Raw genomic sequence first — 17,217 nt, 5'->3', positions numbered from 1 at the left:
TAGGTCGAACGTTGTGACGCGCTTTCATGCGTGGCCGGCGCGGGGCGTCTGAACCATGGGGATGGAATGTCCTTCGGCACTGCGCTGGCTGCTGGAACAAATTGTCGGCGTGGAGTGGCCCGGCGGTGACGAAGACGCCTGCCGCGCCCAAGCCGAGCAGTGGAGCCAGCTGGCCCAGAGACTGCGGCAGCTCAGTCCGGACATCGACGGTGCCCGCAACAAGGCGCTCGAAGGCTTCGGTTCGGGTGAATTCCACGACTACCTGACTGCGCACCTCAACCATATCCCGGGTGGGATGGACGCGCTGATCGCCAACTTCAAAGACATGGAAGGTCGGTTGCGTCACGTCGCGGACGAAATCAAGACGGCCAAAGAGGCTTTTGTCATCGCGCTGACCGCGTTGGCCGCCTCGGTGGTGATCTCGTTCTTCCTGACTCCGGCCGTCAGCGCCGCCGCGGCCGGGGTCGCCCGGGCAGCGATCTGGCTCGCGATCCGAACGGCCGTCGGCAAAATCGTGGCGAGAGCAGCAGCCACGGTATTGACCAAACTGGCCACGAAACCGCTGACGCAGGCCGTTGTCAACGCAACGGTCAGGACGGGCCTGGTGGTCGGAGAGGGCGCCGTGGTCGGCGCCGGGAGTATGGCCACCTACGACGCCACGGCACAGGGGTTGGAGATCGCGGCCGGTAATCGGCAGGGATTCGATCTGAATCAGCTGGGCAGGTCGACTTTGTCGGGAGCAATTATGGGTGGCGTCGGGGCGCCGGTCGCTCGGATGACGCATGGCGCGCTGGGGCGCATCGCGGCTCCGATGGGTGCCGCCGTCGGGCCGGTCGGCTCGCGCGTGCTCACCGGCGCGGGGTATGCCGTGGAAGGATTTGCCGCAAACGCGAGTGGGATGGCGGCCGCGCAATATTTCGAACAGGGGAAAGTCGACCTCTCCCACGTTTTGCAGTCCAGTGCCGCCTTCAGCGCGCTGGACCCGGCCATGCGTTCAGCGGGAGCAAGGATCGACTCGTTCGTCCGCGACCGCATCGGCGCGGCGCCGCTGCACGATATCGCCGCGCCGGCCCTCGACCGGCAAGGCCTGCAGTCACTTCCGGGGCACGACTCGCAGCCCGCACCCGCACAGATGTCGGTGCGCGCGGATCCGGTCGCCGACCGCGGTATCGACCCGGGTGTCCGTACGAACTTTGACGGCGCGCCGCCGCGATCGGACCCGACCAGCCATCCCGCGGTGCCAGCTGATCCCGCACCCGCAGTGCAGCCGCACGGCGGCACCGACGCGACAGGGACGCGACCGCCGGCACCCGACACTCGCGCGGCAGAGCCTTCCGCAGCCGGTCCCCGGTCTGAGCCGGCGTCACCGCGCGGCGCCTCCTTGTCTTCGAACCCAACCTCGGTAGGCGCCTCGGCGAGTGGGCACAACGGCCTTCCCGTGGCCCACGTCGCCGAGTCCCGCGCCACCGTGCCCACCGCGGACCCGAGTACGGCTCGCTCCCCCGGCGAGGCCGGCGCCCCGCGGTCGGCAGACCCAGCGGTGACCCGCGGAGCCGGCGACTCGCTGCGGCCGGCCCACCACGATTCGGCCGCTCCACCCGAGACCCGCGCACCCCAGCAGTCGTCGGCCGGAGACGGGGTCGGTGGTGAACGCCCGGGCGCGCGACCGGTCGACGACCCCCGCATCGGTGCACCGGCGGATCCGTCCCGGCCCGGGCCCGAGCGGCTGGACAAGGCCGGCGCGCCCGAGTCCGGTAGCTGGCTTGACGCCGATCATCCTGTCCCACAAGAGGTTTCGTCCTGGAACTCGTCGCGCCCCGAGGACGTCGCGCGCACGATCGAGTACCTCAAAGGCGACTCCGCCGACGCGTTGGCCCCGCTGGAGAAGAACAGCAAAGCTTGGACGCAGGCCATCCATGAACAGAATGCTCAACGGCTGCAACGCTGGAATGACCTCGACCCGGCGATGCGCGAGGCGATCGTCGCTCACGAGATGCAGCCGGGCCGTCACAGCGAACTCGGTGACCTCAAGGGCGGCCTGCCGCCGGACGTGCATGCGAAGTTGGTCGAGCACAACCTGCTGGAGCGCTTTGCGCAGCAACATCCGGAATGCCGTCCGGAGACGATTCGCGACTGGGCCCAGAAGATGGATGCGCATCTGCGCGATCCCGAGAACCACCCGCGGCCGAGATTGCAGGACTTCGAGAACCTGCCGGATACCAGCCGGCGCGCAATGCCAGCTGAGGCTGTGCGCGCCCTTCGGGTGGACGCCGAAACGCGGGCGGTGGACCGCATCTGGCACGAACGGTACGACCCGGAACCGGGCGCCGGGCCGAGGCACCTGTTGCGGTTCAACCCGCGCGAGTTCGGCGGCGACGGCGAGGTCGTCATGGCCATCGGCGACTTGCGCGCGCCCAGCGACATCGCGGTCTACACACCCGGGATCCGGAGCACAGCCCTGACCTTCGACGGCATCGTGAAAGACGCCGAGAACCTGCACATCCGGGCGACGGAGCTCAAACCGGACGCGCCCCGGCTGACGGTGGCCTATCTGGGTTACGACGCCCCCTCCGGGATGCGCATCCTCGGGCAGACCATCACTCCGTCCTTCGCCGAAGCCGGTGGGCACCGGCTCGCTCACGATGTCGCCGCGTTGCACGCTTCCTTCGGCAGCAATCCCACTATCCATCTGATCGGGCACTCCTACGGATCGACGACCACAGCGTTCGCCGGCACGGGCGGTCGGCTGGGCGATTACGTCCACTCGGTGACCCTGGCCGGATCGCCGGGCGCCGGGCCACTGGCGCATGCGCGTGACTTCGGCATCGGAGAGCGGGTCTATGTCGCATCCTCCAGCCGCGACATCGTCACGAAATTCGGCAGCTCACCGCAGCGCGGCTATCCGATATACGGCAGGATCGCGGACCTACCGATCCACGGCGGCCCGCTGCACCAGTTCGGCCGGATTCCGGTGCTCGGCCCGGTGTTCGAGGGGGCCGGCCGGGCATTGGACCGGATCAGCTTGGCGCTCAACAGTTTCGCGAATCCGGCGGCGGGACAGATCCTCGGCCGGTTCGGGTTGGGCATCGATCCTGCCGACCCGCTCTGGGGAGGGGTGCGGGTACGGGCGGAATTCCAGGCACCCGAGCTGCCGGGCGCCATCAGCTCGCACACCAACATGTTCGCCTCCGAGGTAATCGGCCCGGACGGCAGACCCGTGTCCTTGCGCGAAGATCCCCACGTCCGGGTCAGCGAGTCACTGGACAACCTCGGCAAGATCGTCACCAACAACGCCGACAAGCTCACCCTGGAAGCGCCCCACGACCCGCAGCACCGGTTCACCGGCGATCCGGCGGCGTCACGGCCTGCTGAACCGGCGACCGGGTACCCGGGTCCCGGCGAATGCGTGCGCCAGGGTGCCGAGTGGTTCTCCCAACACCACCCGGACGCCCGGATCGGCGAGATCGGCGACCACAACGGACGGGGTGTGCCGTCGGCGGAATTGGAAAGAGCGCTCGGCGGCTTGCTCCGCGACGCGACCACCGCAGACATCAATGACGCTCTGCGGCAGAGAAAGTCGGTGTGGGTCGTCGACTATTACGACCTTGCCGCCCTGCCCCCCGGGCACCCCGGTGCGCACCTGACCATCGTCGAGCCCCATCCCGACGGGGTGCGGGTATTCGACAACGGTGCCGTGACCGTCGTGCCGCACCTGCCCGAGGACGCAAGCGTGGCCGGACGCAAGATCGTCACGTTCAATCCGGACGGAACGCCGACGCACCCCTTCGAGCGCACACCGCACGCGGAGCCGAACTTCCGCATCGAGTCTGCTGACGCGATCGGGCAACGACTTCCCGACCACGACGGTGTCTTCCCGGACCTCGATCCGCGCCTTGATGGGGAGGCCGCACCCCCCGATGTACTCCCCGCGCGACCGGACCCGGTCGATGCGGTCATGCCGGTGCTGGAGCGTTACGGAGTCAGCCTCGATGACTTCATGGCGATGCAGGAACGTGCGGCGGTGGTGGGCCGCGACGAACTGGTCGCCACGTTCAGCACCGAACATCTGCAAATGATGTACGAGGCGCGGATGGCCCATCCCCATCCGGGGCCCTCGGACGTGATCCAGAAGGTGATCGGCGAATCGGCGGTGAAATCGATTCTGGACCAGGTCGCGAATCCGGGTTCGGAGTATGGCGGCGGCGGGCCGTACAAGGCCGATGATGCCGGTGGTTGTGTGTCGGTGGCGTCGGATACCGCCGGGTTGCGCACGCCGTCGGATCTGTTGCGCGGGCTGCGGCTGGACTACGGAGAGTGGTCGCCGTACGAGGTGTTCACCACTACCGATCACGCTTACGTGATCGAGGGGCGCGTCAACAAGGATGGTGAGTTTTTTGTGCCGAACGGACGGATCACGACGCACCTCGGCATCGTTGATCCGCACACTAAGGATCTTCGTGGCGGCGATCCCCCGCACACCGGCACTGGCTATACAGGTTTCGGACATGGTCTCAACCCCGAATACCAACTGATCGACGGGAAATGGCAGCCCGGAGCGGAATTGATCCGGATCGACCCGGACGGGTCAAAGCACACAGTTGCGCGGCTCCAGGAATTCGGGGGCGAACCGACTTGGGTGTCGGCCAAAGAACTCGGTGACCATGGTGTGGACGGCTGGCCTCCGCATAGGGGCGGCGAGTGGGTGTTCCCGGATTCCCCGCAACATGGCACGCATCCGGACCCGCCGGACGGATCTGTTGGGCCGGTGCACCGTGGCGGCGAGTCCGACGGTGATCCGCCTGCTACCGGCCCGCCGATCGAGCCCGGCAGGGATCCTGCGGTCGCAGCCCGGATGTTCGAAGATTCGGTGTTACGTACCGAGGCCGGCGTGGCCTTCTTCGACCCAACAGATGCCACCATGCGCTCGGCCGCCGGGGACGTGCCCGCTATTGCCGGCGAATTCACCATCGACGTGCACGGGGATGCACACGCAGTAGCGGTCCGGGACGGCGCTGGTGTCGAGCATCGGATGTCGGCGCGCCAATTCGCCGACGTAGTGCGGACCGAAACCGGCTGGGACGGGCAGACACCGATCCGGCTGCTGTCGTGCGACACCGGTGCTGGCACGCACCCCTTCGCCGCTGACCTGGCCCGTGAACTTGGTGTGCCCGTAACGGCTCCCGACCGCCCGGTGTGGACGTTCCCCGATGGGCGGGAACCGGTGCTGACCGGTTTCGAACGCGGCCCGAATGGCGAACTGACACCGCGCATTCCGCCCGACGGTCAGTGGAACCGATTTGTACCCGACGGGTCGGTCACCGACCATCCGCTGGGCGACCGCAACGCGGACCTACCCCGCCGACTGCGTGGAGATGTCGGCGTCGAACACGGTCTCACACGCCATCACGAATCCAGCCGCCAAGGGGAGAGCGAAGGTTCACCCCCTCACCATCCTCGGGACACCCAGTCCGACAAGAGCAATCAGGCGGCACAGACCGTCGACGGAGATCATCAGCCCGAGGAGTCCCCGGAAACCCCTCCCGTCCCACCAGCTCCAGCGATGTCCGGACCGAGCGCCACCGACATCCGGGGCGTACTCGACCAACTGCCCGAGGGATCGCGAGAGGGTATCCGCCTGGTGCGCTCCCTCGATGGCCTGGAGCAACTCGTGACGTGGATGACTCAGGGCGGTACCGAGGGCCGCAACCGTTATGGAGACCCAGCCAAGGGCACGTGGACTGAACTCCCCGACGGCAGCAAAGTCGGCGAACGCCGCGCGGCGGGCTCGACGGGCAAGCCGGCGCTCGACATTGATCTGCACGGCCCCACCGGCACCGAACATTGGAAGGTGCATATCAATCGCGAGTTGGGCGCCGAGCCGAACGTTCCTGGGCCGAAAACGGCACGGGGCGACGCCGAGCCCGCCGATTGTGCGCCGTCGACCGCAACCGGACCTGCGGGGCGGCAAACACAGTGGCAGGAGATCGAGGGCCGTGGCGGTTGACTTGCGTCGCAGCAGGTCGCTGAGGATCGTCGGGGAAACCGGCGCGAAGTCTGCGAGCACTGAAATGGTGGCAGGCGAGCACGATGGGAGCACGAAGCAATGACCGAACCGGCGGCGACGCCACAAGCCCTGCTACGCGGCGACATCCTGGCACTCGGCCAGGCGGACTGGGTATCGATGGCGGACGTGCGTGGCCAACTCGACCGCCGCGGGCTCCCGGCCGCACCGGCCGAGCGGCAGCAACTGATGCTGACCACTATCCGCTCGTTACTTGAAGACGGCCTGGTAGAACTCGGTGATATCCCGGGACCAGACGACTCTGGGTTCCTGGTATGGCCGGGCGGGCTGGACTCGGTGATGCAGCAGCTGGCCGACCGGATCGTCGGCCAATGGGCGGACCCGGACGCCTGGGAATATCAGACGTGGTTGAACCTCACTCCGGCCGGCAGGAAGGCAGCGGGACTACGCCCTCGTGAAGGAACCCGCGCACTGTCGGTATGGCGGCCCGAACCGGGCAGCCCCTCCGGCATCGCCCCCGACGAGTCGCGACCCCGGCTGTCCGCACAGGACGCGCTGCGCGTCGCCGACTACCTCGACGCCGGAGCGGTGGTGGCCCGCACCACCGCCCGGATTCCTGATCCGTGGTCGGACAACACCGCAGCACAGGTGCCCCTGACCCAACGCACCGACGGGATTTGGCGCTGGGACGACGCCGTCACCTACTTCGTGCGCCACTACCACCTCAGTCCGGGAACACAGTTCCTCGACTATCTGCGGGAACAGGACTTCGCACCTCGCCAGGTCACGGCCGCGCAAGTCAGCGCCGTCACCGACGAAGTATTCGGCAGCCCTGCTGCCCCCACACCACAGCACCCGCTACGTCTGGACGGCACACAGTTGCTGCCCCGCGATCTGTACTGCAACTACCAGGGGCGAATATTCCGCTGCGATATCAATGCCTCGCGGGTCAAATTGATCGTCTCCCCGGGACAATCGATCCCACCCGGATTCGAGCCCAAGGATTCGAGCCGCTCCTTCGTACAGTCCACTGCCTACAAGGCGATACCGGAATCGGAAGTGGATGCGTTCTACAAGGTAATCACCGCGTGCTCTTACAAAGGCAACCCGTACTCAATCCGGCGGATCGACGGACCAACGCTACGACTGAGCCTCGACGGCGGTCGCCGGCAAAATGCCGAGGCGCCCGAACCGCCCGCTCCGACACGCGACGAGCTGGGGCATTTCCCCAACGTTGAAATACTCGGCCCCGGCGATATCTGGGCGACCATCGACATCCTCGAAGCCGCCCGGCTGACCATGGCCGTCGTGCCCTACCACCTGGTGGACGGCTCGCTGAAGCCGGTGCGCGACCTCACCGGCGCCGGCTACGCCGTCCCCACCGCCGACGAGATCTTCTACTTCCCGTCCCCGGCTGAGAGCCCCTATCTGCCCCCCGCACAGGCACTAACCATCGTCGGTGACTATCTGAGCGTCCACGACCCGTCCTACCCCGCCGCAGATCTTCGCCCCACGCGGTTGCGCGACGGCTGGCAAATGACCACAACCCAACCCGTCGACACCCACTACTACGTCGCCGACGACAACCACATCCTCACCGCACCCGCCACCGCACCCACCGCACAAGTCAGCAGTCAGCTTTCCGCACAATTCCGCCAACGCCACCCCGCCGTCGACCCACCACCCGCACACGACACCGGGACCGACATCTTCGACTAGGCCTGCCGGATGAGTGTCCTCAAAGGGGCTGGTGCTTAAACCTTTTCGCGGGCGCCGCGCAACCGTCCGAAGTTCTCCGACACCGACCCGGCCAGTTCCAGGTACGCCTGCCTGGTCGCAGGGCGCAGCCGGTCGAAGTCGACGTCGGCACCCTCGGCCAGGTGCGGGTCGAACGGTATCAAATGAATTGAGCGGCAGCGCGTTTGAAAATGCTCGTACACCTTGTCCAGCTTGAGTGCCGCCGATCCGGGCCGAGAAGCACTGAGCACCACGTGGGCTTCCCGAACCAGGCCCGAATGTCCGTGCTGCATCAGCCAATCCAACGTGGCCGAGGCGCTGCGCGCGGCGTCGATGGCCGGTGAGCTGACCAGCACGATAGTGTGCGCCAAGTCCAACACCGCCGACATCGCCGAATGCATGATGCCGGTTCCGCAGTCGGTCAGGATGATGTTGTAGAAATGCCGAAGGATGTCGACGGTACGCCGATAGTCGTCCGCGCCGAAGATCTCCGAAACAGCCGGATCCTGTTCGCTGGCAAGCACTTCCAGTCGACTGGTGGCCATCAAGGTGTGGTTTCGGACGTCGGCGTAGCGGTTGATGTCAGGATCCGCGAGCAGGTCGCGCACGGTCGAGCGGGTCGAGACGTCGCCGACTCGTTCGCCCAGCGTGCCGCGGTCGGGATTGGCGTCCACGGCGATAACCCGGTCATGTCGCACCGTCGCCAAGGCCGAACCCAACCCAAATGTGGTGGTGGTCTTACCCACTCCGCCCTTGATCGACAACACCGCAATGCGGAAGTCACCGACGATCGGCTGCCGGATCTCGGCCAGCAGATGCTCGTGCCGACGCTCCTTGCGGGACGCTCCGGGGTTGAGATGTCCCGCGGTCGCCTTGTGCACCGCACGCCGCCAGCCCGACGGCGGCGCGAACCGGTCCAGGTTGGCCACCTCGGCCTCGTCGATGGGCGGCGGCACCTGGAACGGCTGATAGTTCGGAGGCGGGCCCAGTGGGGCCGGCGGCGCTCCGGGACGCGGCGGTCGGTTGGCCGGTGACTGCTGCGTGCGGGGTACGCGCCGCCCGGGCGGCGGTCCGGGCCACCACGGCGGAGGCGGGAACGGCCCCGGCGGGGGTGGTGGCGGCGGGGGGAACGGCGGTGCGCCACCGCGCCGCACCCGCGGACCGGCCGGTCCGAGCTGGGTCGGGGAGGCGGGCGGCGGTTGCTGGGGAGCCCCATGGGTGTCTTCGGTCCCCGGCAGCGTGCCCGGACCCGCCACCTGTCGCGGTGGCACCGTCGGGCCACGAAGCTCCGGCGACGATTCTTGTGCGTGGTCCGACTCCGGTCCGGTCTGAGCGGTCGGCTCGGCAAGTTGATGCTGACCGACCGGCTCCGCCGACGTGGCCACATCATCCAGCAGGTCGTTCCATCGCCACTCCTTGGGCTCCGCGACGGTCGCGCCGTGGCCGGCGGCCTGCACGTGGTCCACTGCGGACGGCTCATGGACTTCGGTGAGCCAATCATCTTGAGGCGCCGCAACTTCGGTTACCTCGACGTCGGTCGACAGCCAATCTTCGACAACGACGTCCGGCTGCGGGTCGACTGCCTCTTCGATCTCGGGGTCTCGCGCCGTCTGCGCTACCTGTGCCCGCTTGGCCTGCATCTGTTCGAGGAGCGCCGCCGCCCTCGATTCGATCTCGTCGAGTTCGCCCGCTGTGGCCTCGTCAGCTGTCGGCCGGTCGGGCGCCGAAGACTCCGGACTCGAACCAGGTGGCTCGGGTTCAACCAGCGATTCGGGGGCTGCCTCGCGCGCAAAAACTGTCTGAGTCGAAACATCAACGGAAGGTTCAGCTTCCGCCGGATTTTCCGGCTCAGACTCGGGTCTCGGCGACGCGGGGCCGGGCGCCGCGTGCCTCGAAAGCTCGGACGCGGCCGGGAGATTGGACGCTTGGAAGGCCGGGGAGTCGGGTGGATCGGCTATCCGCGCTTCCACAGAATGCCGACCCGACGCACCTGACTGGGGCGCCGCCACGTCGGCGTCGTCCGCGACCGGCGGCGTGGGTAAGCCGGAATCCTCCTCGGCGCCGAAACGGTTCCGTCGGACCGAGACCCGCGCGGGCCGCGGCGGTACAACGTCTTCGGGGTCTGGCGGCGGCGCGGCATGCGGTTCGGTACGTGAAACCGGGTCCGGTTCCTGTTCGCGAACAGGTTCCTTGGGTTTGCGCCGCGTGCGGGACCTGGTGGACTGCTCGCCGTCGTCGTCCTGTTTGCCACGGCCGGGGGGAACACGCCGCTGCTGCGTCGTTTCACCGGTCAGCCAGGGAGGCTGCGCCAGTGACCCACGCTCTTCGGCCGCCGGCTTCTGCTTCGGCGTTCGGTCAGCCACTGTCGTCCCCCCTTTCCATTTGGTGAATACGCGACACGCCGTAGTCAATCGTACGTAGCGTCAAACGGTTAATTCTCAGTTGGACGCTGCCAGACATCCGCGCGACGCACGAACCGCGATGCCGGCCGATGACATGCCTAATGCACCGCGTCGACCGGTTCGGGATCCGTCCGTGCTTCGCGACGTCGGCGGGCCACTGCCAGCGCGCACGCCACCCCGGCCAACGCCACCGCGCCTGCGGTGACCGACAGCACGATGATCTGGGCGCGGTGACTGCCCGGGTCGCGCGGTGGCCGACCGGCGATGGGTGTCGCCCGTTCGGGATTGGGCAGTTGGCCGGACGCGGGAAGACGGTAGGTCAGCGCCGCGACCGGGTCGATCACCCCGTAGCCGGTGGCTTCGTTGGGACCCGCGCCGGGCGTATGCGCGGTGCGTTTGATCAGATCGATCACCTGAGCGGCGCTCAGTTCGGGGTAGCGGGACCGGATCAGGGCCGCCACCCCGGAGACGAACGGCGCGGCGAAACTCGTGCCGTTGATCGGCGACAGACCCTGCTGGCCCAAGACCGCGTTGATCAGTCCGGGCCCGTTGGAGTCCAGCGACTCGATCCTTTCGCCCGGCGCCGCGACGCCCACCCACGGCCCGCGCAGGCTGAAATCGGCGGGTTCACCCGACGTCGTCAACGCCCCGACGGTCAACACGTAGTCGCTGAACCATGCCGGGCTGGCGATGGTCCGCACCGAATCCCAACCGCTGCGCAGCGGCATGTTCGGGTCAGGCATCGCGTTCTGGGTCTTGCAGAGTCCCTGATTGCTGAAGTTGCCGGCCGCGGCCACCACCACCACGTTGCGCTCGAAGGCATACCGAACCGCGCGCCCCAGCGCCGCGTCGTCGAGACCGCCGCCGACCGGGGTGCAGGCCACCTCGGATAGATTGATCACGGTGGCGCCCAGGTTGACCGCGCGGGTGACGGCGTACGCCAGAGTCAGGGTGTTGCCGTATCCCGGCGACGTGGCGTTGGGATCGTTGGTCTGCGCTGAGCCGCCCTCTTTCGGGCCGTACACGGTGCTGTTCTGCCGGATCGAGAGGATGGTCGCCTCGGGTGCCACCCCCGCGAAGCCGTCGGCGGGGCTGGGCTGGGCGGCGATGATCCCGGCCACCAGCGTTCCGTGGGCGTCGCAATCCTGCAGGCCGTCGGTGTTCGAGACGTAGTCGCCGCCCCCCTGCAGCAGCGGCAATCGCGGGTGCCGGTTGACGCCGGTGTCGATCACGGCGACCGTCTGTCCCGCACCACGTGAGAACCGCCACGCGGCGGTGAAGTCGAGCATCGCCTCGGCGCCGGGCTGGAGGCTGAAATCCGATTGCGGCAAGACCCCGGTCGGCACACCGCAGATCGCTTTGAGTTCCGTCGTCTCGGGCGGCCCGAGCGGCCCGTCAGGCGGCGGCCCCGGTTGCACCACGGGCGGCTGTATCGCCTGGGCAACCGCGGGATTCATTGCCGAGAGCACCAGCAAAGCGCCCAGCACCGCGCCGACGCGCTTCATCAGAAGCCCAGCCGCTGGTAGAGGCCCACCACCCACAGCGCCAGCGGGATCAGCGATGCAACCGCCAGGTACTGCAGATAAGCGAGCAATGTCGTCGTTCGAGACGGCGACCCGTCACCAGACACCCGCAACCCGGCCAACGCGGCACCGATCGCCACCGCCAGCAGCACGCCGAGGGCGACCACCGGCATCGGCGGCGGCCCGTGCTGCGCGGTTTCGCCGGTGACCACCAGGATCGTGACGGCCGGCACCGCCAGCGCGGCGCGTTCGACCCAGGTGCGGAAGGTCCTGCCGTGCAAGGCCAGCACCAACGCAGCGGCTAACCCGAACGCGACCGCCGGCCAGTCCACCGGCGCAGCGTGCAGCAACAACGTCACATACACGGCGGCGGCGCCGGCCAATCCGGTCAGCAACCCCGCGCGCGTGATGGCCGCCGACTTCGCCTTGGTCCACACCGCTTCGGCCGTCGGCATCGTCGTTTCCGAATCGCCACCGTCGACCGGTGTCGACGGTTCGAACGGATTCTTGAAATCCCAGTCCTCCCGGCTGGTTTCGACGGCAACCCGCGGTGTCGGAAATCTGCTCAACCGCGCCGTCAACCGCTGCACGACCAGGCAGGCCAGCACCGCCGCCACCGTCGCCGTCACAAAGACGACCTCGGCGCGCGCATGCAGGCCCCGGGCCATCAGGCCGGCACCGACCAGCCCGAACAACAGGGCACTGGCCAGATACGCCCAGCGTCCCGTTCCGACCACCCGGTAATAGACGACGGACAGCACCAGCACCGCGCCGCAGGCGCCGGCCAACCCGTACGAGCCGAACCGCCCCAACACCGCAAACGCGATGCCGGCCGTGATCGGGATCGCCGCCCACCCGAGTGCGGCGGCCACATCGTCGAGTCCGTAGGAGCGGTGCGCCAGGGCCGCACCGCCGACCAGCGTCAACGCCACCGTCCCGGCCAGGGCCACGAGCACATAGTGGTTGGCCGCGTCGGGTCGTCCGACCACGCAATAGGTGACGGCAAGGGCGGCGAGGTGGACTCCGGCGAACGCCATCCAGCGCGCCGATGCCGCGCTCCAGGCCGCGTGGGCCGACTTGTTCAGCCGTCCGACCGCGTCCACCACGTCGTCGTAGCGGACGGGCGGCGACAAGGCCCGCTGCGAGCTGAGTCGCAGCAGTTCGCCGTTCGTCACGCCGGCCTCGCGCAGCGTGCGGTCCGGCGCCAGGACCGATTCGCCGTCGAGTCGGCTGAGGACCCAGAAGTTCCGGCGCTCATCCTTGGCCGTGCCTGCACCGTCCTGCTCGGTGTCCCGGGAATCGACCAGGCGCGCCAGTTCCGGGACGAAGCCCGACAGCGGGACATCCAGCGGAAGTGCGATATCCAGTTGCGTGTGTCCTCCGAACACCGAGACCCGGACGTGTTCGGGTGCAGCCGATATCACGCGGAACTGTCTGAGTTCGCTGACGCCGGTCACAGCTCGGGCATTCTGGCCAGTTGGATGATGCCGCTTTCGACGGTCCGCGAGACCAGCATCCCGCGTCCCGGTGGCAGTTCGGTGGGCTTGTAGCCGAACAGTGAACCTTCGTCTTTGGTGCCGCTCATCACCAACGCGTTGCACGACAGGTCTTTGAGCCGACCGATGAACTGGTCCATCATGGCGCGCCCGGCGCCACCGATGCGGCGCGCTACGACGACTCGAAGGCCGATATCGCGTGCCTGCGGCAGGAATTCGACCAGCGGGCTCAGCGGGCTGCTCATCGATCCGGTCGCCACGAGGTCGTAGTCGTCGATCATCACGAAGATGTCCGGTCCCGACCACCACGATCGTTCCTTGAGCTGCTGCTGGGTGATGTCGGTGGGCGGCAACCGATCTCGCAAACTGGCGGCGAGCGCGGTCAGCAACTCGGTGCACGACTGTGACGCCGTGGCATATCCCCCCAGATAGTCATTGTCCACCACGCCCAACATCGAGCGGCGGTAGTCGATCAGGATGATCTTGCACTGATCGGCCGTCGCGTTCTCCATCAGCCCGGTGGCGATGTTGCGCAGCAGACCGGTCTTGCCGCATTCCGCCTCGCCGAACACGACCAGATGCGGCTGGGTATCGAAATCCAGTACCACGGGCCGCAATTCGGATTCGTTGATGCCGATGGCCACGCGTGCCCGACTCAGCATCCGGGCCGATCCCGCCGCTCGTACCACCGCGTCACGATCCACGTTGTGCGGCAGCATGCGCACCCGGGGCGCCTGTCGCCTGCCGTAGTGCGCGCGCATCGCGTTGACCGAGGCCGCGACACCTTCGGGCAGATCCTCGACCCCCGAACTGGAATCCAGCCGAGGTAGCGCGATCAGGATCTGCAGCCGCTCGTGACTGATGCCCCGGCCCGGCCGGCCGACCGGGATCAGCTCGTTGAATTTGCGTCCCACGTCGCTGTCCAATGAATCGCCCAGCTTCAGCTCGACCCTGGTACCCAGCATGTCCTTGACCGCAGCACGCACCTCCATCCAGCGCGACGCCGAGATGACCAGATGCACACCATACGAAAGCCCCTGAATGGCAAGGGAATTCAAAGTCGGCTCGAGCATCTCGAAGTCGCTGCGGATGGACGCCCAGCCATCGATCACCAAGAACAGGTCACCGAACTTGTCCTGACTCAACGGATCCTGCGCGGCGACCTCGGGTGGCAGCGTCGCCAGATGCGCCTTGCGGGCGCGGAAGTCACGCATCGACTCGATGCCCAGATCCCGGAACCGGACTTCGCGGGCCCGCAGCACCCCGGCGACCTCGGCCACGGTGCGCCGGATACCGTCGGCGTCCATCCGGCCCGCCACCCCGCCCACGTGCGGCAGATTGACCAGGCTGGTCAACGTCCCGCCGCCGAAGTCCAGGCAGAAGAACTGCACCTGCTCGGGGGTGTGGGTCGCGGCCGCCGACATGATCAGCGTGCGCAGCGTGGTCGACTTGCCCGACTGGGGACCACCGACCACGGCCACGTTGCCCTGCGCTCCGGACAAATCGACCATCAGCACGTCGCGGCGCTGGTCGTAGGGCCGGTCCACCACCCCCATCGGCAGCCACAGCCTGCCGTCGAGATTCTCCGGCGCCGGCCAATTCGCGTTCGGCAGTAGCAGATTCACCGCCGGGCTCTCGTCGAGCGGGGGCAACCACACCTCGTGGGCCGGTCGGCCGTGTCCCCGAAGGCGCGACACCACGACATCGAGCAATGTGGTCTTGGTCGGGGAGGAGATCGGAGCGGACGAAGCACCGGGCTCCGCGTCCGGTCCGGGCACCGGACCGACCGACACGGCGTCCTTCTTGACCGGCGTGGCGGTGAACAATTTGGGCGCCAGCGCCCCCAGTTGGCGCCCTCTGCCGCTCTGCGCGGTCCGTCGGGGACGCACGTACTCTCCGGACACATAGCAGGTGTTGAACCGGATCGGCTCGGAGGCATCGCATTTCAGGAAGGCCGAGCCGGGAACGCTGGGCAGGTGGTAAGCGTCTGGAACACCGAGCACGCTGCGCGACTCACCGGCCGAGAAAGTCTTCAAGCCGATGCGGTAGGACAGGTGGGACTCCAGCCCGCGGATCTTGCCTTCCTCGAGACGCTGCGACGCCAGCAGCAGGTGCACATGCAGCGACCGGCCCAATCGGCCGATCATCACGAACAGTTCAGCGAAATCGGGTTTCTGCGAAAGTAATTCGGAGAACTCATCGACGATGATGAACAGCGCAGGCAGTGGGTCGAGTTCGGCGCCGTTGGCCCGGGCGCGTTCGTATTCGTTGACGTTGGGGAAGTTGCCGGCCGCGCGCAGCAGCTCCTGCCGGCGGTTCAGCTCACCGGCCAATGCGTCGCGCATCCGGTCGACCAGGACCAGCTCGTCCTCGAGGTTGGTGATGATCGCCGCGATGTGCGGCACCCCCTCCAGTCCGAGAAACGTTGCGCCACCTTTGAAGTCGACCAACACCATGTTCAGCACCTCGGGTGAGTGCGAGGTGATCATCGACAACACCAGCGTGCGCAGGAATTCCGACTTCCCCGAGCCGGTGGCCCCGATGCACAATCCGTGCGGGCCCATGCCCGATTCGGCGGACTCTTTGATGTCGAGTTCGAGCGGCTGACCGTTGGGTGTGTAGCCGATCGGGACCCGTAACCGTTCCCGCGGCGAGCGTCGGCGCCACACCTGCTCGGGCACGATCTCGGCGGCGTCGGAGATTTTCAGCAGCGACATCAGTCCCGGATCGGTGGCCCGCGCGTCGGCTTCCAGGTTGACGATGTGCGCGGCGCTGGCCAGCCGGTAGCGGCCGATGCGGCGCGCGGTCGCCTCAGCCTCGGCGACGGTGATGGTGTCGGGTGTGGCGAAGCGCTCGACACCGACAGCGGTGCGGGCACCCACGTGCTCACCGTCGGAGTCGCTCTCCACCACCAGCGCCAACCCTCGTCGGTTGGCGGGCGCCGCAGAAGCGTTGAGATCCAACAACACCACGCTGTCCAGACCGGCGTCGGTGACCAGCCGCTCGGTTCCGGTGATGTAGCCGTCGTCGATGACGACCACCAGTTGTTTGAGACCCTTGGTCGGCTCGGCGTTGCGGGTGAACCGTCCCCGCTCGCCCAGGTCGGTGGCCAGCGAACGTTCCAGCAGCTCCAGACTCGGAAACAGCATGCGCAGCGGTCCCATGCCGTCGCGGGCGGTGGCATGCTGGGCGTGCGGCAACCATTTGGCCCAGCTCCAGTTCTCGCTGTCGGGGTTGGCGGTCACCACCGCGACCTGGACCTGGTCGGGACCGTGGAACGCACACAACTCCAGCACCATCGACCGCACCAGTTGGCGGGCCAACTTCCGGTCGCCCTCGAAGGTGATGGCGGGAAACGCCCGCAGCGACACCGCGGTGGGCAGGGCGTGCACCACGGAATGGGTTTTGACGAACCGCCGCAACGCCACCGTCGACACCGGCTCCAGGTCCTCCGGCGGGCCGGTCTCGGGCGCCAGCAACCGGGTGGCCAACCGGTGGGTGCCGATGCCCACCCGCACATGGCACCAGTCGTTGTCGGTGGTTCGGCGCTCCCACATCCGACGGCTGCCCACCACATCGGCCAGCGCCCGCGGGTCCGGATGGCTCCACTCCAGCGCGGTGCGTTGCCCCTCGCCGGTCTCCTCGGCGTCGTCGCGCAGGTTGGCCAGGTAGCTGAAGTAGTCCTTGCGCTCCTCGTTGAGTTCGGCGGCCGCTTTGCCGCTACGACCGCCGCCGCCCATGAACATGCCGGCCATCGACATGATCATCATCATCGGGAAGATCAGGAACATCGGATTGCGGGCCAGATCCCGGCCTCCGACGGTCACCATCAGCGCGATCATCCCGACGACCGCGACGATCATCACGAACGGCAGCAACTTCATCAGGAGGTTGCCGGGGATCACCCGCGGCACCTCGGGCGGCGCCTGCAGATTCACTTCACCGCCCGGCATGCGCGGCGGCGACAGCCGCGTTCGGCGCACGAAACCCTGCGTACTCAAATAGTCATTCCCCGAAACTCGTGACAAATTCTCAAG

General features: G+C 67.6%; 5 protein-coding genes and 1 pseudogene. 2 read left to right on the top strand and 4 right to left on the bottom strand.

Annotation, left to right across the window (positions count from 1 at the left end):
* The first annotated feature begins 55 nt into the window (after positions 1–55).
* Together AC5Y46_RS11130 and AC5Y46_RS11125 are read left to right on the top strand one after the other, a co-directional pair.
* Positions 56–6,004 (top strand): DUF8616 domain-containing protein, encoded by a 5,949-nt coding sequence (locus AC5Y46_RS11130; protein WP_499991013.1) that lies wholly within the window; start codon positions 56–58, stop codon positions 6,002–6,004.
* A gap of 99 nt (positions 6,005–6,103) precedes the next feature.
* Positions 6,104–7,741 (top strand): hypothetical protein, encoded by a 1,638-nt coding sequence (locus AC5Y46_RS11125; protein WP_499940900.1) that lies wholly within the window; start codon positions 6,104–6,106, stop codon positions 7,739–7,741.
* 35 nt (positions 7,742–7,776) lie between these two features.
* Here the strand turns inward: AC5Y46_RS11125 and AC5Y46_RS11120 are convergent.
* From AC5Y46_RS11120 to eccCa, 4 genes and pseudogenes are all read right to left on the bottom strand, one after another.
* Positions 7,777–9,186 (bottom strand): annotated as a pseudogene (locus AC5Y46_RS11120) (MinD/ParA family ATP-binding protein); the annotation flags it as partial.
* 1,073 nt (positions 9,187–10,259) lie between these two features.
* Entirely contained in the window at positions 10,260–11,666 is a 1,407-nt protein-coding gene (mycP, locus tag AC5Y46_RS11115; protein WP_499940901.1) for a type VII secretion-associated serine protease mycosin, read from the bottom strand.
* Positions 11,666–13,141, bottom strand: coding sequence for a type VII secretion integral membrane protein EccD (gene eccD / locus AC5Y46_RS11110; protein WP_499940902.1), 1,476 nt, complete (start codon positions 13,139–13,141; stop codon positions 11,666–11,668). The genes mycP and eccD overlap by 1 nt, the downstream gene beginning before the upstream one ends.
* A complete protein-coding gene (gene eccCa / locus AC5Y46_RS11105) occupies positions 13,138–17,181 on the bottom strand; it encodes a type VII secretion protein EccCa (protein ID WP_499940904.1) in 4,044 nt (1,347 codons plus the stop codon). The genes eccD and eccCa overlap by 4 nt, the downstream gene beginning before the upstream one ends.
* Positions 17,182–17,217: the final 36 nt, after the last annotated feature.

The organism is Mycobacterium sp. NGS59 (assembly GCF_059812345.1).
Note: the sequence above shows the minus strand (reverse complement) of the source record. Positions and strands in the feature narration are given on the sequence as shown.

What these genes read in the sequence shown, in the direction of transcription:
- AC5Y46_RS11130 (WP_499991013.1), top strand. Translation starts at nt 56, where the DNA reads ATGGGGATGGAATGTCCTTCGGCACTGCGCTGGCTGCTGGAACAAATT.
- AC5Y46_RS11125 (WP_499940900.1), top strand. Translation starts at nt 6,104, where the DNA reads ATGACCGAACCGGCGGCGACGCCACAAGCCCTGCTACGCGGCGACATC.
- mycP (WP_499940901.1), bottom strand. Translation starts at nt 11,666, where the DNA reads ATGAAGCGCGTCGGCGCGGTGCTGGGCGCTTTGCTGGTGCTCTCGGCA.